The sequence below is a fragment of the Candidatus Rokuibacteriota bacterium genome (assembly GCA_016209385.1).
Taxonomy (GTDB): domain Bacteria; phylum Methylomirabilota; class Methylomirabilia; order Rokubacteriales; family CSP1-6; genus JACQWB01.
Map to the genome: position 1 here is coordinate 1 of JACQWB010000065.1, position 22,240 is coordinate 22,240.

Here is a 22,240-nt window from a genome sequence, read left to right on the forward strand (position 1 = left end):
AGCCTCCACGGTTTATTCCGGGTGCGAGGGCCTCAATCTTCACCAGCAGGTCTTCTACACGCTCGGTACCTTGCCTCGCACTCCTCCGCAACGATCCCTTAAGCCAGGGAAGATTCGAGAAAATCTCCCTCCTACCGTCTCCGGAAGGTGCGGCGGCCGACCGGTTCGCAGTCGGCTCGGTGGCCGAGGTCCCTGCACCACGCTGAATCCTTTTCGCGTGGTTTGCATCCCAATAGGTGAAGCTGGACGCGAGCTATACGAGAAAGGAGGGAACGAATGATGATTCGAGTGCTCTCGATCGCCCTCGCTGCCCTATTCCTGGCAGCGCCCGCCTTGGCGGCGGTGACGGCGCGCGACGAGATTCAGGCTCCTCGGACCCCGGACGAGGTCCAGGCTCCCGTGAAGGCCGACGAGGTTCAGGCCCCGCGCGTGGCGGTCCTTACCCCGGACGAGGTTCAGGCTCCCCTGAGCCCTGAAGAGATCCAGGCTCCTGTGACTGCGGACGAGGTCGAGGCGGCGCGATCGATCTAATCGCTGAGCCTCCCTGGATTCGCGTGACAGCGGCGTGGTCGAATGGCCACGCCGCTGTCATTTCTTTCACAGCCCGATTGTGCAAACCCTTCGACTCGCGTCGGTGTCCTCTTTGTCCGATCTCCCGTCTCTGATATCTCAAGCGGCTCCCGCTCTCGTTTATTCCCGTCGTCGGAGCGACCACACGAGGCCAACCGGGTGCCAACGTCGTGTTGCGGGTCGGCGTCGCTTCGGCTATTCTGTGGAGGTTCTAACAATCCTGTGAGGGACGAGCTTCGCCTCGGTTCTGCGGCCGGTGACTGATCCGAGGGGAGCCGGGCGTCGAGCTTCTCGAGAGACCAGAGCTGGAGGACATATGAAATTCGGCGTGGCGATCTTTGACACGGACTACACGATCCGGATCGACGAGCTGGCGCGCGCCGCCGAGGAGCGCGGCTTCGAATCGCTCTGGGTCCCGGAGCACACCCACATCCCCAAGAGCCGACGGAGCCCCTGGCCCGGCGGGCCGAACCTGCCGAAGGAGTACTGGCACACCCACGACCCGTTCGTCGCGCTCGCCGTCGCCGCCGCGGTGACCACCCGGCTCAAGCTGGGCACCGGCATCTGCCTCGTCATCGAGCGGGACCCGATCACGCTGGCGAAGGAGGTGGCGAGCCTGGACTTCCTCTCCAGCGGCCGGTTCATCTTCGGCATCGGCGGCGGCTGGAACGCCGAGGAGATGGAGAATCACGGCACCGACTTCAGGAAGCGCTGGCGGGTCCTGCGCGAGCGAATCCTCGCGATGAAGGAGATCTGGACCAAGGACGAGCCCGAGTTCCACGGCGAGTTCGTGAACTTCGCCCCGATCTGGTCGTTCCCCAAGCCGGTGCAGAAGCCCCACCCGCCGATCCTCCTCGGGGTCAACACGCCGAACGCGCGCCAGCGGGTCGTGGAGTACTGCGATGGGTGGCTCCCGCTGCCCGCCCGCGCCGGTGACCTGGCGCAGGGGATCGCCGACCTTCGGCAGCGGGCGGAGAAGGCCGGACGCGATCCGCAGAGCATCAGCGTGTCGGTTTACGCCGCCAAGCCGGAGGAGGGCGCGGTGCGGGAGTACGAGAAGGCTGGCGCCGAGCGGACCGTCTTCATGCTCCCATCGCCGGACCGCGACAAGGTGCTCTCGCTCCTGGACCAGCACGCCAAGCTGGCCAGCCAGTTCCAGTGAGCGACACTGTGTCAGTTCGCCTGTGGCCGTTGTGCGGGCTCGTGCTGTTTCGAGCGCCCACCCACGGCTACGCCGTGGGTACCCGGCCGGCGCAACCCCCGGGGGGAGGTGTTGGAAGGGGGGTGGAGCCTCCCTCCAAGCCATGAGCCCCGTGCCGCTCTCGCTCGAAGGCATGAGTGTCCTCGACCTCTCGCGGGTGCTGGCGGGGCCGTTCTGCGCCGCCTGGCTCGGCGACATGGGCGCCGAGGTCATCAAGATCGAGGACACCGCGGGCGGCGACGAAGCCCGCACCTGGCCGCCGCAGAAGGACGGCGAGTCGGCGGCCTACCTGGTGTGCAACCGGAACAAGCGCGGGATGACCCTGGACCTCAAGGCCGCCGAGGGCCGGGAGATCCTCAAGCGCCTGGTGCGGGATGCCGACGTGCTGGTCGAGAACTTCCGCACCGGCACGATGGAGGAGTTCGGGCTCGGTTACGACGCGTTGAGCGCGCTGAACCCCCGGCTGGTCTACTGCGCGATCTCCGCCTTCGGCCGCACCGGCCCCCTCGCCGACCGTGCGGGCTACGAGGCGCTCCTCCAGGCGTACGCGGGCGTCATGAGCCTGACCGGCGAACCGGACGGCGAGCCGGTGCGCTGCGGGCTCTCGTTCCTCGACCTCACCACGGGCATCATCGCCGCCTTCGCGGTCGTCAACGCGCTCCTCCTCCGCGAGAGGACCGGCCGGGGTCAGAAGGTGGAGTGCTCGCTGCTCGAGACCGCCGTCTCGCTCCTCAACTACCACGCCGAGGCCTACCTCCTCGACGGCACGGTTGCGAAGCGGCTCGGCTCGAGCCATCCCTCCGTGGCGCCCTACCGCAACTTCCGCTGCCGGGACGGGCGCTACGTCTTCATCGCCGCCGCGAACGACCGCCTGTGGAGCCGCCTCTGTGCGGGGCTCGGCCTCGAGCACCTGACGGGCGACCCCCGCTTCAAGACCAACATGGACCGCGTGACTCACCGCGCTGACCTTGAACCGATCATCGCCGAGGCGGTCGCCGGGTACGACCTGGAGCCCTTGCTGGAGCACCTCGATCGCGCCGGCGTCCCCGCGGCGCCGGTCAACACCATCGACCGCCTCATGACCGACCGACAGGTGGAGCACCACCGGATGGCGCAGCCGGCCGTGCACTCGCGGCTCGGCGCCATCGCGGTGATCGGCCCACCGATGAAGTTCTCGGCGATGGAGCCGGGCGTGCGCCGGGCCGCGCCGGCCTACGGCGAGCACACCGACGCGATCCTGCGGGAGCACGGCTGGAGCGAGGGCGAGATCGCCGCGCTCCGCGCCCGCGGTGTGATCGACGGGAAGGAACGCCCCGGCTGATTCGCCGAAGGAGGATCGCGCGATGGCGTCCCCGCGCTTCAGGATCATCGACGCCGACGGCCACGTCATGGAGCCCCGCGGCATGTGGGAGCGCTACGCGAGCCCGGCCTTCCGGGAGCGCGCGCCGCGCGCGGTCCGGGATGTCCATGGCCGCACGCGGCTCAGCGTTGCCGGCCGGCTCTGCCCGCGGCCCGAGGGCCCGAACTCCATCAGCGCCGGGATGCAGGACGCCTTTTCCGTCCGGGTGCGCGAGCAGCTGGGCGAATACCTCCAGGCGGGCTACAGCGCCGAGGCACAGGTCAAAGCGATGGAGGCGGGAGGGATCGAGGTGGCGTTCCTCTACCCGAGCCAGGGTCTCTACACGGCCGCGCTCGAGGACCTGGATCCCGAACTGGCCATCGACATCTGCCGCGCCTACAACGACTGGATCCTCGACTTCTGCGCCCTCGCCCCCGAGCGCCTCAAGCCTGTGGCTATGCTGGTCGCGCTCCACGAACCTGCCGCCGCGGTGCGCGAAGCCCAGCGCGTCGCCCCGCGGGGGATCAGGGCGATCTTCGTCCGTCCCAACCCGATCAGGGGGCGGAACCTGGACGATCCGGCCTACGAGCCGCTCTGGGCGGAGTGCGAGCGTCTCGGGCTGGCCGTGGGGGTCCACGAAGGCGTGGGTGGTTATCTGCCGACTGCGGGCGCGGACCGCTTCACGAGCTTCTTCGCCGCGCATGCCGCCTGTCACCCGATGGAGCAGATGCTCGCGATGCTGGCGCTCATCGGCGGCGGGGTGCTCGAGCGCCACCCCCGCCTGCGCGTCGGCTTCCTCGAGGCCGGGTGCGGCTGGCTGCCGTACTGGCTCTGGCGGATGGACGAGCACTGGGAGCAGACGGAGGGCATCACCGGCGAGCCCCGGCTCGCGCTGAAGCCGAGCGACTACTTCCGCCGTCAGTGCTGGATCTCGTGCGAGCCGGACGAGCCCTACATCCCCAGGGTCCTGGACTTCATCGGTGAGGACCGGCTGCTGTTCGCGAGCGACTACCCGCACCCCGACCACAAGTGGCCCGAGACGGTCGAGGCGATGCTCGCCCTGCCGGTCCCGGACCCGGTCAAGCGGAAGATCCTCTGGGACAACCCGGCGGCCTTTTACGATCTCGCGTAAGGGTGGAGGCTTCGGGGCGTGAGGCCCCTCGACGGAATCCGGGTGGTCGACTTCACGCAGATGATGGCGGGACCGCTCTGCGCGATGCTCCTCGGCGACCTGGGGGCCGACGTCGTCAAGGTCGAGCCACCCGAGGGCGATACCATCCGCTCGATGGGCGAGACCTTCATCGGCGGCGAGACCGAGTACTTCCTGAGCCTGAACCGCAACAAGCGGGGCGTAGTCGTGAACCTGAAGACGGAGGGCGGCCGAGGGGTGGTCAGCCGGCTCGTGGCGCGCGCCGACGTCGTCGTCGAGAATTTCCGGCCGGGAACGGCGGCGCGGCTCGGCTTGGACTACCCGGCGCTCCGGGACCTGAATCCGGGGCTCGTGTACTGTTCCATCTCGGGGTACGGCCCGGCGGGGGTCAACAGCTCCCGGCCCGCCCTCGACCCCGTGATCCAGGCGATGGCGGGCCTCATGCAGCTCACCGGGACCGCCGAGAGCGGGCCGCTCCGGACCGGGTTCCCCCTGGCGGACCTTGTGACGCCGCTCTTCGCCACGATCGGCATTCTCGCGGCGCTGGAGGCCAGACGGCGGACCGGACACGGCCAGCGCGTGGACCTCTCGATGCTCGACGCCACGATCTTCAGCATGATCCCCCGCGAGGGGTACTACTTCGTCACCGGTCAGGCGCCGGCCCGGCTCGGCAACGAGCACTACCAGCTCGCGCCGGTCAACACCTACGAGACCAGCGACGGCCGTCACCTGATGGTGCTCGCCCATTCGGACAAGTTCTGGCGGTCGTTCGCGGCTGCGCTGGGCGAGCCCGAGCTGGCCGACGACCCCCGGTTCAAGACGAACGCCGATCGGGTCCGTCACCGCGAGGAGCTGAACCGGCTGGTGGCGGCCCGGTTCCGCGAAGGCACGCTGGAGACCTGGACGCGACGGCTGGGGGAGGCCGGGGTCGTGTTCGCGCCGGTCCGGAGCATCCCCGAAGTCTTCGCTGACCCGGACGTCCAGCGGAACATGGTGGTCGAGCTGGAACACCCCGCCGCCGGCCGCATCAAGGTCCTTGCCAACCCGATCCGCCTCGCTGAGACACCGGCCGAGGTGAGCACACCGTCGCCGCGGCTCGGCGAGCACACCGGGGAGCTGCTCCGTGAGCTGGGCTACTCGGCCGACGACATCGCGCGGCTCTCGGCCGATGGCGCGGTCGGTCTCGCCGGTGGCGCGTCCGTCTGAGGGGTGCCCGGGCGGCGGGCCTCACATGCCAAGAGACGCATCCTATCCGCCGCTCCGTCTCGCGTTTCCCGAGCGCGGCGACTGGATCTTCTCCGGAATCCTCGCGCAGCGGGCCAGCCTCCGCCCGGATCGGCCGTTCCTCCAGTCCATGGGCGGGCCGCCGCTCAGCTACGGCGAGGCGGACCGGCGCGTGAACCGGCTCGCCCACGGCCTCCTGGCGCTCGGGATCGGGCGTGGTGACCGCGTCTTGATCATGCTGCCGAACTCGATCGACTACATGCTGACCTGGTGGGCCGCCAACCGGATCGGAGCCGTGGAGGTCTCGGTCAACACCGCCTACAAGGGCTACTTTCTCGAGCACCTCGTGAACAACTCCGGCGGGCGGATCATGGTGGTGGCCCGGGAGCTCCTCGGCCAGGTCGCGCCCAGCGAGGAGAAGCTCACCCAGCTCGAGACCCTGGTCGTCCACGAGGGCGGGCGCGGGGAGCCGGGAGCGCCCCCGAGCTTCAAGCGCTTCCGCGTGCTGGCGTTTGAGGAGCTGGACGCGCGGCGCGAGGATCCCCCCGGGATCGCGCTCTCCCCCCGAGACCTCTGCGCCATCATGTACACCTCGGGAACCACCGGCCCCTCCAAGGGGGTCATGATGCCCAACGCGCAGTGCCACCTCTTCGCCGAGTGCACGGCGAGCCTGACCCGCCTCACCGAGGACGACGTCTACTTCGTCGCCACGCCGCTCTATCACGGCAACGCGCCGATCATGCAGGTCTACCCGTCCCTGCTCGTCGGGGCGCGGGCGGTGATCGGGCCTCGCTTCAGCGCCAGCGAGTGGGTGCGTCAGGTCCGGCAGGCGGGCGCGACGGTCACGAACCTCCTGGGCGTGATGATGGACTTCATCTTCCGCCAGCCGCTCCGGGACGACGACCGGCAGCATCGCTTGCGGCTCGTCCTGGGCCAGCCCGCGCCCGCGGCGATCGTCGAGGAGTTCAAGAAGCGGTTCGGCGTCGCGCGCATCCTCGAGTACTACGGGATGACCGAGATCGGCGTCGTCACCATGATGCCCTACGACGATGTCCGCCCCGGCTCCTGTGGCAAGGCCGTGAGCGAGTGGTTCGACCTGCGAATCGCCGATCCGGAGACCGACGAAGAGCTGCCGCCGGGGCAGGTGGGCGAGCTGCTGGTCCGGCCGAAGGCCCCCTGGGTCTTCAATCAGGGGTACTGGGGCGCGCCGGATCAAAGCCTGGAGGCGCTCCGAAACGTCTGGTACCACACGGGCGATGCCCTCAAGCGCGACGAAGACGGGTACTACTACTTCGTGGACCGGATGGGGGACGTGATCAGGAGGCGGGCCGTCAACATCTCCTCCTTCGATGTCGAGACGGTCATCGGCGAGCACCCGGCCGTGCGGGAGTGCGCCGCGGTGGCCGTGCCCACCGAGTTCGCGGGCGGGGAGGATGAGGTCAAAGTCTGCGTGGTCCTTCATGCGGGCGCTCGGATCGTTCCCGAGGAGTTCCTGGCCTGGTGCGAGGACCGGCTCCCGTATTTCGCGGTGCCGCGCTACGTGGAGGTGGTCGCGGAGTTGCCCAGGACCCCGAGCAACAAGGTGCAGAAGTACCTCCTCCGCCAGGCGGGGATCACAGCCGCGACCTGGGATCGGGAGAAGGCCGGTTACCGGCTGAAGGAAGAGGTCAGGCGGGCCGAGGCGCGGGGCCACCGGCCGAGGGAGGCGAGGGGATGACCTACAAGTATTTCGCCGTCGAGCCCAGAGGGGCCGTGGCCCTGGTCACGATCACCAATCCGCCACGAAACTTCCTCCGCACCGGCATGCTGTACGAGCTGAACGCCCTCCTGGACGCCTTCGAGCGCGACGGGGTCCGGGCGGTGGTGATTACGGGCGGGGTCAGGGATTACTTCATCGCCCACGCCGACCTCGAGCTGGTGCGAGCCGCCGAGCCGTCCCACCCGAAGGCCTACGCGTCGCTCCGCTACTGGCACCGCACCCTCTGCCGCCTCCAGACCGGCGCCCCGGTCAGCATCGCGGCCATCAACGGCCAGGCGCTGGGGGGCGGCTGCGAGTTCGCGCTGGCGTGCGACTTCCGCTTCATGGCGCGGAGTCCGAAGAAGATCGGCCTGATCGAGGTCCAGCTCGGGATCATCCCGGGTGCCGGCGGCACCCAGCGGATGGCGCGCCTCCTCGGGCGCGGGAAGGCCCTCGAGCTGATCCTGGAAGGCAAGGCGCTCACCGCCGACGAGGCCGAGCGCGTCGGGCTGGTCCACCGCGCGGTGGACCCGGAGCGGCTCCTGCCGGAGAGCCTGGCCTACGCCGAGAAGCTCGCCACGTGGTCACCGGTGGCCGTGCGGAACATCAAGCGGGCGATCTACGAGGGGCTCGAAATGCCGCTCGGCCAGGGGCTGGAGCTGGAGATGGCCTGTTTCTACGAGACCATGACCACCGAGGCGGCGAAGCAAGCCCTGGACGCGGGGATCCGCGCCTACGCCGACGGGCGGGAGCCGGTCTTCGAGTGAGGCGCGATGGCCGTTTCGTTTCCGGGTTATACCCTCCCGGCTGAGCTCGCGCACCTGAGAGCTCAGGTGCGCCGGTTCATCCGCGACGAGATCGTTCCGCTGGAACAGACCCTCGACCCTGACGCCGCGGAGGTTCCGGAGGAGGACTGGAGGCGGCTCTCGGCCAAGACCCGCGCTGCCGGCCTCTGGTGCCTGGGCGCGCCGGAGGAGTACGGGGGCGGGGGGCTGGACGCCTTCGGGATGTGCGTGGTGATGGAAGAGATGGCGCAGCACCGGATGGGGCTCTACAATCCGGGCTGCGGCGTGTTCGGCCGGTACCCGCCGCCGGTGATCTGGGCCGGGACGAAGGAGCAGATCGACCGGTACGCGGTCCCCGCGCTCCGCGAGGGCTACCACACCTTCTTTGCGATCACCGAGCCGGGCGGCGGCTCGGACCCGGCCGGCGCCATCCAGAGCCGGGCGGTCAGGCGGGGGGATCACTGGATCCTGAACGGGACCAAGATGTTCATCTCCCACGCCGACGAGGCCGAATGGGGGGTGGTGTTCGCGCGCAGCGACCCGGCCAAGGGGCGGGCCGGGATCAGCTGCTTCATCCTCGACCAAGCCACGCCCGGCTTCACCGCCAGGCCGATTCGGACGCTCCGCACCGCCGCGATCCCGTGCGAGGTCGTGCTGGAGGAGTGCCGGGTGCCCGCCGAGAACCTGCTCGGCGGGGAGGGGCAGGGCCTGAACCTCTGTCTCGACATGCTCACCCGGCTCCGGTTCAGCTATTCGGCCGCGAACCTCGGCGTGGCCGTCGCGGCGCACCGGATGGCCATCGAGCACGCCAAGCAGCGGTCCACCTTCCGGGTACGGCTCAGCGAGCGCCAGGCGATCCAGTGGATGCTGGCCGATGCCGAGGTGGAGCTGCGCGGCGCCCGCTGGCTCATCTGGGAGGGCGCCTGGAAGGCCGACCGCGGCGAGGACGCGCGGGTGGAGGCCTCCATCGCCAAGCTCTACTCGAGCGAGGTGCTGGGCCGGGTCGTGGACGCCGCGGTCCAGGTCCACGGCGGCTACGGCGTGTCGAAGGAGTTCCCGCTCGAGCGCTGGTACCGCGAGGCCCGCATCCGCCGGATCGGCGAGGGCCCGTCCGAGGTCCATCGGATGGTGATCGCCCGCGCGCTGTTTCGCTGACCCTAGGCGGCTGTCGGAACAAGCACGTTCGAGCGCCGGCTCCGCCGGCGCAAGCCATCCTGGGGGAGGTTCGGAAGGGGGGCGAAGCCCCCCTCCGAGTCAACTAAGCGAACGATCGGAGGGCCGAGATGCGCAATCGCGGCATCAGGGCCGTGCGGGAACATCTGGCCAAGCTCCCGCCGGCCGAGTCCCTGACCATCGAGGAGCAGCGCGCGCAGTACGACCGGGCGGAGAAGGCGTTCCCGATTCCTCCCGATATCAAGGTGGAGACGGTTCGCGCTCCGGTGGCGCCGGCGGAATGGCTCCGGCCGCCCTCGGCGCAGGGCGGCGTCGTGGTCCTCTACCTGCACGGCGGCGGCTACGTCATCGGCTCGCCGCGCTCGCACCGGCATCTGGCCGCGGCGATCGCGTCGGCCTCGGGCGCATCCGCGCTGCTCCTCGACTACCGCCTGGCTCCCGAGCACCCGTTTCCGGCCGCGGTGGAGGACGCGGTCGCGGCCTACCGCTGGCTTCTGGAGCGCGGGGTCGCGCCGGGCCGCGTCGCCGTCGCGGGCGATTCGGCCGGCGGCGGGCTGACGCTGGCCGCGCTGCTGGCGCTGCGGGAAGGGGGTGTGCCACTTCCTGCCGCGGCTGTCTGCATCTCGCCCTGGGTGGATCTCACGCTGAGGGGCGCCAGCTACGCGACCAAAGCTGCCAGCGACCCCATTGTCCGGCGCGACGGCGTCGCCCGCATGGCGAAGGCCTACCTCGGCGATGCCGACCCCAAGACACCGCTGGCCTCGCCCCTCTACGCCGATCTCCACGGGCTCCCGCCGCTCCTGCTCCAGGTCGGCGGCGAGGAGGTCCTGCTGGACGACTCGGTCGGGCTGGCCGAGCGCGCGAAGGCCGCGGGCGTCGAGGCGACGCTGGAGGTCTGGGAAGAGATGGTGCACGTCTGGCCCTGGTTCCTGCCCATGCTCGACGAGGCGCAGGCCGCCATCGACCGAATCGGCGTATTCGCGAGGTCCCGGCTTTGCTGAAAAGCCGGCGGTTCACGGCTCGCGTCGGGTCGTTGACCCGGGCGCGTGTGTGACTGTTGGCTCGTGACCTGAATGGCGAGAGCCGTGTGGGACCGAAAGGAGGCCACTATGGCGATTCAAATGGCTGATGTCATCATGCCGGGGAACGAAAACGCGTTCGAGACCGGGCGGCGCTGGAGCATCTCGTCCATCGCCGAGCTCGATCCGTCCTACCGCTGGATGCTGGAGAAGAGCGTCACCGCGACGCTGGCGACGATCAAACGGAATGGGCTGCCGCACCTGACCCCGATCTGGTTGGCCCATGACGGCACCCACATCCTCGTCAACACCAAGAAAGGTCGCCTGAAGGACCGGAACCTGCGCGAGCGGCCGGATGTGAGCATCATGTGCGTCAACCCCGAGAATCCCTACCACTGGATCACGATCAACGGGAAAGTGGTGGAGGTCATCGAGGAGACCGACCCGGTGAAGGGCCACCAGGCCACGAAAAACGTGGACGAGATGGCCAAACGCTACATCAACCGAACGCCCTACCCGCTGCGGGATCCCAGAGGCGAGGTGCGGGTCCTGTTCAAGGTGCGGCCCACCTACGTCATGACGTTCGGGCCGCCGCCGGGCAGCTGATCGCGACGGATGATCTCGTCGTTGTGCTCGCCGAGGGTCGGGGCGCGCCGCCGGATGGCCGGCCGCTGACCGTCGAAGGCGATCGGCAGCCCCATCAGCTCGAGGCCCAGCTCGGGGACCGCCTGGATCATCCCGGTGGCCTCGGTCTGGGGTTGGGCCAGCACTTCGCGCAGGTCGTGGATCGGGGCACAGGGGACGCCGGCCTGCTCGAGGCGGTCGAGCCACTCGCCCTTCGTGCGGCCGCGCATGACCACCTCGATTTCTGGAAGCAGGACGTCCTTGTTGGCGACCCTGAGCCTGTTGGTCGCAAAGCGGGGATCGGCCGCCCATTCGGGGTGGCCCAGGGCGGCCGCCAGCTTGGCGAAGAGCCGGTCGTTGCCCGCGGCCACGATCAGAGGCCCGGTCTTCGTCTCGAAGGCCTGGAACGGAACCACGCGCCAGCTTCCGGTGCGGTGCCGGGCCGGCAGCTCGCCCGTGACCTTGAAGCTCGCAAAATGGCCGGCGAGCCAGCCGAGCGCGGTCTCGTAGAGCGACGTGTCCACGACGCACCCGCGGCCGGTCCGCTGGCGCTGGGCGAGCCCGGCCAGCGTGCCGATCGCCGCCCACATGCCGGTGCCGAAATCCAGGATGGACGTGCCGATGCGCGTCGGCGGGCCGCCCTCCTCCCCGTTCACCATCATCAGGCCGGCGAAAGCCTGGACCATCGGCTCGTACCCCGGTCTGCTGTGCAACGGCCCCGTCCGGCCGAAGGCCCAGAGCGAGCAGTAGATGAGCCGCGGGTTGAGCGCCAGCAGCGGCTCCGGTCCCAGCCCGAGCGCATCCATGACGCCAGGCCGCAGGTTCTGAATGAGCACGTCGGCCTCGGCGAGATAGCCCTTGAGCCAGGCCACCGCCTCAGGCTCCTTCAGGTCCAGGGCGATCGACCGCTTGTTCACGTTGACGGCGTGGAAGCTGCTGGAGGTCCCGGCGAACAGCGGGGTCCAGCCCCTGGCGTCGTCGCCGCCGTCGGGGCGCTCCACCTTGACCACGTCGGCGCCCATGGCGGCCAGGATCTTGCCCGCGTACGGGCCGGCCAGGTTCTGCGCGATCTCGACGACCTTGATTCCTGAAAGCGGCAGCATCGCTCCTCCTCGACGGTTCGGTTAGCCCTCCGACGCGGTCGGACTACCGGGCGGTCAGGTCGGGCCAGAGCGCGTCGGCGCCGCGCCGGGCAACGGCCTGGCCCAGCTCGGCAGCCCAGTGCCCCTCGTCCCCAAACTCCGCGCGCCAGGCCCAGAGCCGGCGCGTCACGAAGTGCAGGCTGTGCTCGTAGGTGAAGCCGATGGCGCCGTGGACCTGGTGGGCGATGGCCGCGCCGATGCCGGCGGCCTCCCCGGCCCGGATCTTGGCGACGGCGATCTCGAATCGCGCGTCGCCGCCCTCGGCCGCCCGAAACGCGTGGGCCGCCGCGACGCCCGCCGCGGCGCTCTGCTCCGACAGAACCGCGAGCTGGTGCTGGATCGCCTGGAAGGCGCCGATGGGCTTTCCGAACTGACGGCGCTCGGTGGCATACCGCACGCTCTGGTCCAGGAGGTATTGGAGCCCGCCGGCCATCTGGGCCGACCGGATGAGCGCGCCGTAGAGCCGGATCGCGTTGGCGGGAATGTGGTCGCCCGCCGGCGCAACCGCGAGGACAGGCGCGTCGTCGAAGCCCAGCGTGTGGCGGGGCTCCCGCGCGAGGTTCAGATCGGCCGTGACCCGACCGCTGCCTGCCGCCAGCAGGGCCACCATCGTCCGCCCGTCGGCGGCCGCTACGACGACCACGTGCCCGGCCGCCCCGCCCCACGGCACCCGCGCCGCCGTCCCGCTGAGGCGCCAGGCGGTGCCGGCGCGGCGCAGGGTGAGCGCGTCGTCGCGCTGGACCGGCGCCAGGGTCAGCGGCCCGCGCGGCACGTCGAGCCCTGCTCCGGACAGGAGCCAGCTGGCGACGATGGTTTCGGGAAGCGGGAGGGGAACCGCGTGGCGGCCAGCGGCGCGCACGACGACGTGCGCGTCTCTCCACGTGCCGCCGGCGCCGCCTTTGGCCTCGGGCACGAGCGGGACGGTGAGCCCGCTCTCCTCGACCGTCTCCCACAGGCTGGTCGGCCACTGCCCCTGCTCGGCGGCCTCGAGGAGGTCTTTGGTCACGCGGTCGGTGAAGAGCCGCGCGACCACGTCAGCCAGCATCGTGCTCACCGCAACCCGAGCCCCCTGGCGATGATGCCCCGCAGGATTTCGCGCGTCCCGCCGCGAAGGGAGAACGAGGGCGCCTGCTGCGTCAGGTAGCCCAGCAGTTGCTGGAGGTCGGTGCCCGACCCTGAGGTGGGCTCGACGCCGAGGAGCGCGTGCACCACCTCCGGAATCTCCTGCTCGAAGGTCGTCCCCAGGTCCTTGACCAGCGCCGCCTCGAGGTTGGGATTCTGGCCGGCCTCGAGCATGCCGGCGATGGACAGCGACATCTGCCTCAACGTGGCGAGGTGGGCCACGAGCCGCCCGAGGGCGACCGCAGCCCGTTCGCCCGGCTCCTTGGAGACTGCGCGGATCAGCTCGACCAGCAGCGCGAAACTCGAAAGGTAGCGCTCGGGCCCGCTCCGCTCCAGCGCCAGCTCGGTGGTGACCTGCATCCACCCGGCGCCTTCCTCGCCCACCCGCAGGTCCTCGGGTACGAACACGTCCTGGAAGACCACCTCGTTGAAGTGGTGGGAGCCGGACAGGTCGACGATCGGGCGGATGGTGATGCCGGGAGATCGCGTGTCCACCAGGAACTGGGAGAGGCCCGCGTGCTTGTTGGCGGGATCCGAGTGGGTCCGGAAGAGCGCGATCATGTAGTGGGCCCGGTGGGCGTTGCTGGTCCAGACCTTGGCGCCGTTGACCCGGTAGCCTCCGGGAACGCGCTCGGCCCGGGTTCGGATCGACGCCAGATCGGAGCCCGAGTCGGGCTCGCTCATCCCGATGGCGAACGACAGCTCGCCGCGGGTGATCGCGGGCAGGAACCGCTGGCGCTGCGCCTCGGTCCCGAAGCGCAGCAGGAGCGGGCCGCTCTGCCGGTCGGCGATCCAGTGGGCGGCCACGGGGGCGCCCGCAGCCAGCATCTCCTCGAGCACCACGTAGCGCTCGAGGGCGCTCCGCTCGTGCCCGCCGTAACGCTTGGGCCAGGTCATGCCGATCCACCCGCGGGTGCCCACCTTTCGGCTGAACTCGGGATCGAAGCCACCCCATGAGCCGGCGCGCTGCGCGGGCGTGGCCTCGCCCAGCTCCGCCCGCAGGAACTCGCGCACCTCCGACCGAAGGCTCTCCGCCTGCGGAGGCAGCTCGCAGAGTTCGAAACCGAACGGGTGCATGGCAGGGGAAGCGGGCTCGACGGCGCTACGTCCCGTACTGCTCGCGCTTGCGCAGCTCGATGAACAGTCCGTGGGTGTCTCGCGGATGGATCCAGGCCATGTCCGGTCGCCGGTGATCGACCCGGACACCCTGGTCGCGCAGGTACGCGACGGCGCCGGGGATGTCCTTGACCTCGAACCCGACCAGGTACACGCCCTCCCCGTGTTTTTCGAGGAAACGGCCGGCCGCCTTCGTGGGGTCTGTGGGTTCCAGCAGCTCGATGTGACCGATCCCCGTCGGCAGGATCGCGTTCTTGAACCCGAATTCTTTCGACTCGCCCCGACGGTGCACCTTCAAGCCGAAGAGCCGCGTGAATCGCTCGATGGCAGCCGCGAGATCCCTCACGACGATTGAGAGCTCCACGATATCGCCGAGCATGGGGCGGGTAGGCTCCGTCATAGGCCCTCGCAGTCTTGTTTCTACCGTATCTGCGCCGGATCCGCCAGCAAAAACCTCGGTCCCTTCAAGCCGCTCTCCGCGTTGCCAGCACGGCGGAGGGCCGGATCGCCCCGGTCGTCGCCTCCCTTTGGCCGTTGACAGGCGATTTTCGCCCGTGCTAGCGTCGCTCACCAAACGGTTGGTCAACCGTGCGCTCCCGCCAGACGGAGATCGTCAGGGCCGCCGGGGTCTTCACGGCCAAGGGGTACCACGCCGCCACCCCAGGACATCGCCGACGAGGCGGGCTTGCTCAAGGGGACCCTCTACCACTTTGGCCGGCATGAGAGCCTTGACACCCACGTGGCCGCGGTTCGGCGTGGCGGCGAGCCCACCGGTCGCCTTCCCGGCCGGGTGCTTCGAAGCTCGAGGTGAGGCGCGCAAATGGCGGGCCGGTTCGACGGGAAGGTCGCGCTGATCACAGGCGGGGCGTCCGGGATCGGGGCGGCAACGGCGCGCCGCTTCGCGCAAGAGGGGGCCCGGGTCGTCGTCGCCGACATCAACGAGGCCGGCGCGAAGCAGGTCGCCGACGAGATCGGAGGCGCCCGCGGCACGGCCCTTGCCGTGTGCGCGGATGTCTCGGAGTCGCGCGAGGTCGAGGCGATGATCGCGCGCGCCGTGGACGCGTTTGGCCGTCTCGACATCCTGCACAACAACGCGACGCTAGTGGAGATCGGGCAGATCGAGCACCTGACTCTCGAGGGGTGGAACCGGACCCTCGCGGTGAACCTGACGGCAACCTTCCTCGGGATGAGGCATGCGCTGCCAGTCATGCGCGCCCAGGGCGGTGGGGCGATCGTCAACACCGCCTCGATCTCCGGCCTGGCCGGCGACTTCGGGCTTGCGGCGTACAACGCGGCGAAGGCGGCCGTGGTGAACCTGACGCGCACGGCCGCGCTCGAGTTCGCGCGCCACCGGATCCGGGTCAACTGCATCTGTCCCGGCGGGATCCAAACGCCGCTCCTGGGCTCGCTCCTGGGCGACAACGCGCCCGTGCCGCACTGGCGTACGGCCCACGCCGGCCGGTCGGCGCTGACTCCCGAGCAGGGCCGGCGCTTTCGTGAGCGGCTGGAGAAGGCGCACCCGCTCGGCCGCCTCGGCGGGCCCGAGGAGATCGCCGCGGTGGTCTGCTTTCTCGCCTCCGACGAGGCGTCGTTTATCACCGGCGCCGCCATCGTCGCCGACGGCGGTATCATGGCGGGTACCGGGATCCCGAGCCCGCGCGAGTAGCGGGTCTCGGCGACACGGGAGGTCACGCCATGGCCAAGCAGGGGTTCAAGGTCACCGACTCCGACATGCATGTGGTGGAGCCGCCGGACCTCTGGCTCAACCACATTGACCCGCGCTTCAAGGCACCGGCGCCCGTGGGGCTGACCGGGGTTTGAGGGGAGGGCGTCATGCGCATCGGGTTCATCGGATTGGGGAACATGGGCGGACCGATGGCGCTGAACCTCATGAAAGCCGGCCACGCGCTCGTGGTGCATGACGTGAGGCGCGCGGCCGCGGCCCCTCACCTGGAGCGGGGCGCGAGGTGGGGGGAGAGCGCTCGCGTCGTCGCCCAGGGGGCAGAGCTGATTCTGACGTCGCTCCCGGGCCCGGCTGAGGTAGAGGCGGTCGCCATGGGGACGGACGGGATCCTCCACGGCGCGAGCAAGGGAGTGATCTACGCCGATCTCTCGACCAGCTCGCCCAGCCTGATCCGCCGCATCCACGCCGTCTTCAAGGAGCGGGGGATCCATGTCCTCGACGCCCCGGTAAGCGGCGGGGTCACCGGCGCTGAGCGCGGCACGCTCCAGGTGATGGTCGGCGGCGACGAGGAGCTGTTCCGCCAGCTCAAGCCCGTCCTGGAGGCCATCGGCGACAAGGTCAGCCACATGGGCGGCATCGGCTGCGGGACGATCGCCAAGCTCGTCCACAATTTGATCGGCATCTGCACCCGCATGGTGGTCGCGGAAGGGTTCACGCTGGGCGTCAAAGCCGGCGTGCGTCCGGAAGCGCTCCTCGAGGCGGTCAAGGGTGGGGCGTTCGGCCAGGGTTTACTCCTGACCCAGGTGCTGCCCGAGATCGTCTTCAAGGGAGACTTCGACACGGTCCGCTTCGCGCTGCGCCTGGCCCGGAAAGACCTGGGGCTGGCTACCGGGCTCGCGCGGGAATACAACGTGCCGATGGCGATGGCGGCGCTCGCCGAGCAGACCCTGGTCGAGGCGATAGCCCGGGGGTGGGGCGAGAGGGACTTTGCTGCGCCGTTCATGCTTCAGGAAGAGCGCGCCGGCGTCAAGGTGCGCACTCGCTGATCGCGGAGAGGAAGACGACCCGGTCGCGGGCGAGATGTACGTGCCGGGCCTGACGATCAAGTTCTCGAAGAGCCCAGGGCGCCTTGGCCCGGTGCCGACGCCGGGCCAGCACACCGAGGAGGTGCTCTCCGGCCTCCTCGGCTATGACGCTGAAACAATCGCGGCGCTCCGTCGCGCGGGAGCCGTGGCGTGACTCGTCAGACTCATGAGGGGTGTCGGAGGCCTGCACCCGAGGCTTCCGGCACGGGAGGAGAGCAAAGATGAAAGCGACGGTGTACCGAAGGCTGACAGGCCTGTGCCTGCTGGTTGGCCTGACCATGCTCGTGGATTGGACCGCTGCCGTGCGGGCATCGGCCCAGACGTTGGTCGTGGCGGGCGCCCCGCCGATCCACGAGGTGACCCTGCCCCATCTGGGTGCGCAGTCCTCGAAGTTGCTCACGCGGCCCATGGCTGAGCACTTGGTGCAGGTGGACGCGGTCGCGTGGGACTACACCAAGCCCATGCTCGCCGAGCGCTGGCAGATGTCTGCCGACGCCAAGACCTGGACCTTCTTCCTGCGCAAGGGCGTCCCCTTCCACGGCGGCTTGGGGGACGTGACGGCCGAGGACGTGAAATTTTCCCTGGAGCTTCTCTACGGGAAAGACTCCCTCGCCAGCACCACCGCCTTCTGGCGCAAGCTCATCGACCGGATCGAGGTGGTCGATCCCCATACCGTCCGCCTCCACCTGAAAGCGAGCTCGCCGGACTTGCTCTTCGAGCTTTCGAACGCGCGCGAGGTGCAGATCCTCTCCAAGAAGTACATGGAGACCGTCGGAGTTGAGAAAGCCAGCCAGAAACCGATCGGCACCGGGCCCTACGAGCTGGTCGAGTGGCGCAAGGGCGAGTTCATGCGCTTCCGGGCCCTCGACAAGCACTGGCGGGTCGTCCCCCAGTTCAAGGAGCTGGTTATCAAGTTTGTGCCCGAGGATTCCACGCGGGTCGCGATGCTCCGCACCGGAGACGCGGACATCATCGAGCTGCCCCGGAGCCTGAAAAAGGAGGTCCAGGCGGCGGGGTACGAGGCCCGCCGGTCCCTCTGGCCGGGCGTCGTGGTCTTCGGCCTCCTGGGCGGGCAGTACTTGAAGGAGCGCCCCACCTACAATCCCAAGGTCCCGTGGCTTGACAAGCGCGTCCGCGAGGCGATCAACCTGGCGGTGAACCGCCGCGCCATCGTCGAGCACCTCTTTCTGGGCGAGGCCGAGGCGGGGACGGTGCCCATCATCCCGTCCTGGGTGAAGGAGTACAACAATCCAGCCTGGAAGCCGTATCCGCACGACCTCGCCCGGGCCAAGCAGCTCCTGGCCGAGGCCGGCTATCCCAACGGGTTCACCGCGGAGTGGCGCGCGTACCTCCTGAGCGGGGTGCCCGAGTTGACCTCCGTGTCCGAGGCGCTCCAGATCGACCTCGCGAAGATCGGGGTGAAGCTGGAGCTGAAGCTGGTGGAGTACGCGGCCGGGCTCAGGCCGGACGCGAGAGCCCGGAAGCTCGCCGGCATCGGCTTCGTTCATCGCACGGGGATCCCGCCGGTTCCAGAGGGGCAGATGGCGATCTTCTACGGCGCCGACGGCATCGTGGGCGGCGTGGAGCTGCCCGAGATCCAGGATCTCTGGGCGCGCCTGGGCCGAACCGCCGACCCCGTCGAGCGCGGAAAGGTGATCCGCGCCATCGGCGACATCCTCTATTCGGGCTATCACGTGGTGCCGCTGGTCGACCTCTATCCTCTGTTCGGCATCAATCAGAAGAAGGTGGGTGAGTGGAAGACCACGGGCTACTACGGCTTCACCCACCTGGAGTATGCCCAGAAGCGGTAACGACGCGACGACCGCTGCGTGAGTCCGCCGGGCTGAGGCCGAGGCACAGGGTGGAGCGGTATCTCGTCCAGCGGGTCCTGCAGGGAGCGCTCACGCTCCTCGTCATCTCCCTGATCGTCTTCCTGCTGGCCAGGTTGTCCGGTGATCCCCTCCACATCATGCTGCCCGAGGAAGCCACGGCCGAGGACTACGCGTCGGCAGCCCGGCACTGGGGGCTGGACAAGCCTCTTCCCGTTCAGTACCTGACTTTCCTCGGCAACGCCCTCCGTGGTGACATGGGGCGGTCGATCCGGCTCCGCCAGCCGACCATCGCACTCGTCCTGGAGCGGCTGCCCGCCACGCTCCAGCTAGCCGGGGCTTCCATCGCTGTCAGCTTGCTGATCGCGCTGCCCATCGGGGTGCTCTCGGCGGTCCGGCGGGACAGCGCCCTCGACTACGGGGGCAAGGTGATCGCGCTGCTCGGGCAATCGATGCCGAGCTTCTGGCTGGGGATCGTCCTGATCTGGGTATTCGCCGTCATGCTGGGCTGGCTCCCCGCCTCCGGCCGGGGTGGCCCGGAGCACTACATCCTGCCGGCCATCGCGCTCGGCTGGTACCAGGTCGCCGCCGTCATGCGGCTCGTCCGCTCGGCCATGCTCGACGTCATGGACAGCGAGTATGTCAAGCTCGCCCGGATCAAGGGGGTCGCCGAGCGGGGCGTGGTCTGGAAGCACTGCCTCAGGAACGCGGCGATCCCGCCCCTGACCTATATCGGCTTCGTCGTCGCCGTCCTCCTGACCGGCTCCGTGGTGATCGAGACGGTCTTTTCGTGGCCGGGGATCGGCCTCCTGGCGATCGACGCGGTGCGATACCGCGACTACCCGTTGGTGCAGACGATCGTGCTGATCTACGCGGCGAAGTTCGTGGTCATCAACCTGGTGGTCGATGTGCTCTACGTCTACATCGACCCGCGAATCCGCTACCGGGAGTAGCGAGGAACCGATGGCGATCGCCACGGCGCGGACGACGGAAGGTGTGCCGCTGACCGGCGCCCGCAGGCTGGGCGGCCGGCGGGCGGTGCCGGTGGTCTTCCTGGTGATCCTCCTGTTGATCCTGGTGCTCCCGGCCGTCTTCGCGCCCTGGCTCGCGCCTCACGATCCGCTGGCGGGCCGCCTGGCGCACAAGCTGAAGCCCCCGGGCTGGCTCGCGGGCGGGAGCTGGGAGTATCCGCTCGGGACGGACCCGCTGGGCCGGGACATGCTGAGCCGGATGATCTTCGGTGCCAGGGTCTCGCTCTCCGTCTCCCTCGTCGCGATCTTCATCGGCGGCACCATCGGCACGGTGCTCGGGCTCATCGCCGGCTACTTCGGCGGATGGACCGACGCGCTGATCATGCGGGTCGTGGACATCGCGTTCTCGCTGCCGACCATCCTCCTCGCGCTGGTCCTGGCGGTGGTGGTCGGGCCCAGCTTCCGGACCGTGATCCTGATCGTCGCCCTCCTCCTGTGGGCCCGGTACGCCCGCCAGGTGCGGGGGGAGGTCCTGAGCGTGAGGGAGCGCGATTTCGTCGCGCAGGCCCGGATCGCCGGCTGCTCGCATCTGCGGATCATGTTCGGCCACATCCTGCCGAACGTGCTGAACACGCTGATCGTGCTGGGAACCCTCCAGGTCGGCTATGTGATCCTGTTGGAGGGAACCTTGAGCTTCCTGGGCGTGGGGATCCCCCCGCCGACACCGGCCTGGGGACTGATGGTCGCCACGGGGCGAGCCTTGATCGTGTCCGCCTGGTGGGTGTCGTTTTTCCCGGGCCTCGCCATTCTCCTGACCGTGCTCACGCTGAATCTCCTGGGAGATTGGCTGAGGGATCGGCTCGATCCGAAGCTCCGCCAGGTCTGACGGCGCCCACCGCCATGGGTCGCGTCCTGCTCGAAGTGAAGGATCTCCGCACCTCCTTCTTCACCCGCTGGGGAGTGGTGAAGGCGGTCGACGGGGTGAGCTTCTCCTTGTCCGAGGGGGAGACCCTGGGCATCGTCGGCGAGTCGGGCTGCGGCAAGACCGTCACCGCCCTGTCGATTCTGCGCCTGGTCCCTCGGCCGGGGCGGATCGTCGGGGGCGAGATCCTCCTCGAGGGAGAGGATCTCCTCAAGAAGAGCGAGCGCGAGCTGCGCAAGATCCGCGGCAGCCGGATCTCGATGATCCTTCAGGATCCGATGAGCTCCCTCAACCCCGTCTTCAGCGTCGGCGAGCAGATCACCGAAGCCCTTCGCATCCACCAGCGCCTCGAGGGCCGGCGGCTCTGGGACCGCGCCCGGGAAATGCTCGGGCTGGTGAAGATCCCGTCGCCTGAGCTCCGCCTGCGATCGTACCCGCATCAGCTGAGCGGGGGAATGCGCCAGCGCGTCGTGGGGGCGATCGCCCTCGCCTGCCGGCCCGCGATCCTGATCGCCGATGAGCCCACCACGTCGCTCGACGTCACGATCCAGGCCCAGTACCTGCGGCTGTTGAAGCGGCTCCAGGAAGACCTGGGTCTCTCGCTCATCTTCATCACGCACGATTTCGGGATCGTGGCGAAGATGTGCGATCGCGTGGCGGTGATGTATGCGGGAAGGATCGTCGAGAGTGCCGGCGTCCGCGAGCTCTTCACCCGTCCCCGGCATCCCTACACCGCCGCGCTGCTCAACTCCGTGCCGCCGATCGAGAGCCGGGTCGAGCGGCTCGCCTCCATCGACGGGCAGCCCCCGCTGCTCTACGACCTCCCCCCCGGGTGTCCGTTCGCGCCGCGGTGTAGCCATGCGCGCGACGTGTGCCGCGAGGCGTACCCGCCTGAGGTCGCCGCGGGGGAAGGGCACCGCGTGAGCTGCTGGAAGGTCGCGGAGGGCTGGGATGGCTGAGCTGGTAGCTCTCGTCCCGTTTGGGCGTACCACCCTTGCTGCCGGGACAAACTGGGTTCCGTTGCGTGGTCGCGGCGTCCCCCAGCCAACGCGGCGTGAAGTTGCGGCCCTGAGGGCTGAGGTCCGCCAGTTCTACCCTGAGCCGAGCGGGATTCAACCGATCGCGTGGACGTGCATAAAGACCGAGCGCCAGCCGCGTGGCAGAAAGCCGGACGTTTTATCTCACGTCTATGGTCGGCGCGAGCTCGGTGTCGATGGATTGCTGTTCGCGATTCCAGGAAAGGCGAGCTTCATGTTCGAACTCGCCCAGGAGGTAGTGCGACGTGCCGCCCAACAACATGGTCGAGCGGACCGGTCCAGAGCGACCGGCCGCTCACCATGAACGTTAGGTGCACGAAACACTCCAAGTAGCCGGCATCTATACCGAGGTTGCATGACGCGGTGGAAGAGCACAATAAGTTCCAAGAGATTGTGATGAATTGCCCAAGGTGCCTGACGCAGCTGCACGAGATTTCCACCCCCGGAGGGATCGTGGTGGATTTCTGTCCAAGCTGTAAGGGCACCTGGTACGACAAGGGAAAGCTCCT

Annotated in this window: 22 protein-coding genes; 18 read left to right on the plus strand and 4 right to left on the minus strand. The window is 69.1% G+C overall.

The genetic code is table 11. The features are described from left to right. Positions 1-276: 276 nt before the first annotated feature. From HY726_04520 to HY726_04565, 10 genes are all read left to right on the plus strand, one after another. Entirely contained in the window at positions 277-531 is a 255-nt protein-coding gene (locus HY726_04520) for a hypothetical protein (protein ID MBI4608254.1), read from the plus strand. 355 nt (positions 532-886) lie between these two features. Next, complete coding sequence (locus tag HY726_04525) at positions 887-1,732, plus strand: LLM class F420-dependent oxidoreductase (protein ID MBI4608255.1); 846 nt, start codon at positions 887-889, stop codon at positions 1,730-1,732. A 151-nt stretch (positions 1,733-1,883) separates the two neighbouring features. Further along, entirely contained in the window at positions 1,884-3,092 is a 1,209-nt protein-coding gene (locus HY726_04530) for a CoA transferase (GenBank protein ID MBI4608256.1), read from the plus strand. Between the two features lie 22 nt (positions 3,093-3,114). After that, positions 3,115-4,242: an amidohydrolase family protein gene (locus HY726_04535; protein MBI4608257.1), complete on the plus strand. Its 1,128-nt coding sequence runs from the start codon at positions 3,115-3,117 to the stop codon at positions 4,240-4,242. Positions 4,243-4,302: 60 nt separating this feature from the next. Further along, a complete protein-coding gene (locus HY726_04540; GenBank protein MBI4608258.1) occupies positions 4,303-5,466 on the plus strand; it encodes a CoA transferase in 1,164 nt (387 codons plus the stop codon). Between the two features lie 25 nt (positions 5,467-5,491). Continuing rightward, entirely contained in the window at positions 5,492-7,201 is a 1,710-nt protein-coding gene (locus tag HY726_04545; GenBank protein ID MBI4608259.1) for an AMP-binding protein, read from the plus strand. Further along, positions 7,198-7,989 carry an enoyl-CoA hydratase/isomerase family protein gene (locus tag HY726_04550; protein MBI4608260.1) on the plus strand — a complete coding sequence of 264 codons (792 nt, stop codon included), beginning with the start codon at positions 7,198-7,200 and terminating at the stop codon, positions 7,987-7,989. The genes HY726_04545 and HY726_04550 overlap by 4 nt, the downstream gene beginning before the upstream one ends. A gap of 6 nt (positions 7,990-7,995) precedes the next feature. Beyond that, a complete protein-coding gene (locus tag HY726_04555; GenBank protein MBI4608261.1) occupies positions 7,996-9,162 on the plus strand; it encodes an acyl-CoA dehydrogenase family protein in 1,167 nt (388 codons plus the stop codon). Positions 9,163-9,290: 128 nt separating this feature from the next. Next, positions 9,291-10,181 (plus strand): alpha/beta hydrolase, encoded by an 891-nt coding sequence (locus HY726_04560; protein MBI4608262.1) that lies wholly within the window; start codon positions 9,291-9,293, stop codon positions 10,179-10,181. Between the two features lie 108 nt (positions 10,182-10,289). Next, complete coding sequence (locus HY726_04565) at positions 10,290-10,805, plus strand: PPOX class F420-dependent oxidoreductase (protein ID MBI4608263.1); 516 nt, start codon at positions 10,290-10,292, stop codon at positions 10,803-10,805. Here HY726_04565 and HY726_04570 read toward each other — a convergent pair. From HY726_04570 to HY726_04585, 4 genes are read right to left on the minus strand one after another with little or no spacing between them, the layout of a single operon-like run. Beyond that, positions 10,769-11,926 (minus strand): CoA transferase, encoded by a 1,158-nt coding sequence (locus HY726_04570; GenBank protein MBI4608264.1) that lies wholly within the window; start codon positions 11,924-11,926, stop codon positions 10,769-10,771. The two genes, HY726_04565 and HY726_04570, sit on opposite strands and share 37 nt — an antisense overlap. 43 nt (positions 11,927-11,969) lie before the next feature. Next, positions 11,970-13,010 (minus strand): acyl-CoA dehydrogenase family protein, encoded by a 1,041-nt coding sequence (locus tag HY726_04575; protein ID MBI4608265.1) that lies wholly within the window; start codon positions 13,008-13,010, stop codon positions 11,970-11,972. Positions 13,011-13,015: 5 nt separating this feature from the next. Next, complete coding sequence (locus HY726_04580) at positions 13,016-14,164, minus strand: acyl-CoA dehydrogenase family protein (protein MBI4608266.1); 1,149 nt, start codon at positions 14,162-14,164, stop codon at positions 13,016-13,018. A 25-nt stretch (positions 14,165-14,189) separates the two neighbouring features. Further along, positions 14,190-14,603 carry a VOC family protein gene (locus tag HY726_04585; GenBank protein ID MBI4608267.1) on the minus strand — a complete coding sequence of 138 codons (414 nt, stop codon included), beginning with the start codon at positions 14,601-14,603 and terminating at the stop codon, positions 14,190-14,192. Positions 14,604-15,023: 420 nt separating this feature from the next. Between HY726_04585 and HY726_04590 the strand changes: the two genes are divergently transcribed. From HY726_04590 to HY726_04625, 8 genes are all read left to right on the plus strand, one after another. Then, positions 15,024-15,869, plus strand: coding sequence for an SDR family oxidoreductase (locus HY726_04590; protein ID MBI4608268.1), 846 nt, complete (start codon positions 15,024-15,026; stop codon positions 15,867-15,869). A gap of 167 nt (positions 15,870-16,036) precedes the next feature. After that, the gene (locus HY726_04595) at positions 16,037-16,933 is read left to right on the plus strand and encodes an NAD(P)-dependent oxidoreductase (protein MBI4608269.1); all 897 of its coding nucleotides are present in this window, start codon (positions 16,037-16,039) and stop codon (positions 16,931-16,933) included. A 34-nt stretch (positions 16,934-16,967) separates the two neighbouring features. Beyond that, positions 16,968-17,126 carry a hypothetical protein gene (locus tag HY726_04600; protein ID MBI4608270.1) on the plus strand — a complete coding sequence of 53 codons (159 nt, stop codon included), beginning with the start codon at positions 16,968-16,970 and terminating at the stop codon, positions 17,124-17,126. 67 nt (positions 17,127-17,193) lie between these two features. After that, a complete protein-coding gene (locus HY726_04605; protein MBI4608271.1) occupies positions 17,194-18,783 on the plus strand; it encodes an ABC transporter substrate-binding protein in 1,590 nt (529 codons plus the stop codon). Between the two features lie 50 nt (positions 18,784-18,833). Next, the gene (locus tag HY726_04610; protein ID MBI4608272.1) at positions 18,834-19,754 is read left to right on the plus strand and encodes an ABC transporter permease; all 921 of its coding nucleotides are present in this window, start codon (positions 18,834-18,836) and stop codon (positions 19,752-19,754) included. 10 nt (positions 19,755-19,764) lie between these two features. Further along, a complete protein-coding gene (locus HY726_04615) occupies positions 19,765-20,658 on the plus strand; it encodes an ABC transporter permease (GenBank protein ID MBI4608273.1) in 894 nt (297 codons plus the stop codon). A gap of 14 nt (positions 20,659-20,672) precedes the next feature. Further along, positions 20,673-21,653 (plus strand): ABC transporter ATP-binding protein, encoded by a 981-nt coding sequence (locus HY726_04620; GenBank protein MBI4608274.1) that lies wholly within the window; start codon positions 20,673-20,675, stop codon positions 21,651-21,653. Positions 21,654-22,127: 474 nt separating this feature from the next. After that, positions 22,128-22,240: zf-TFIIB domain-containing protein (locus HY726_04625; GenBank protein MBI4608275.1), on the plus strand; the 113-nt coding region annotated here is incomplete at its 3' end.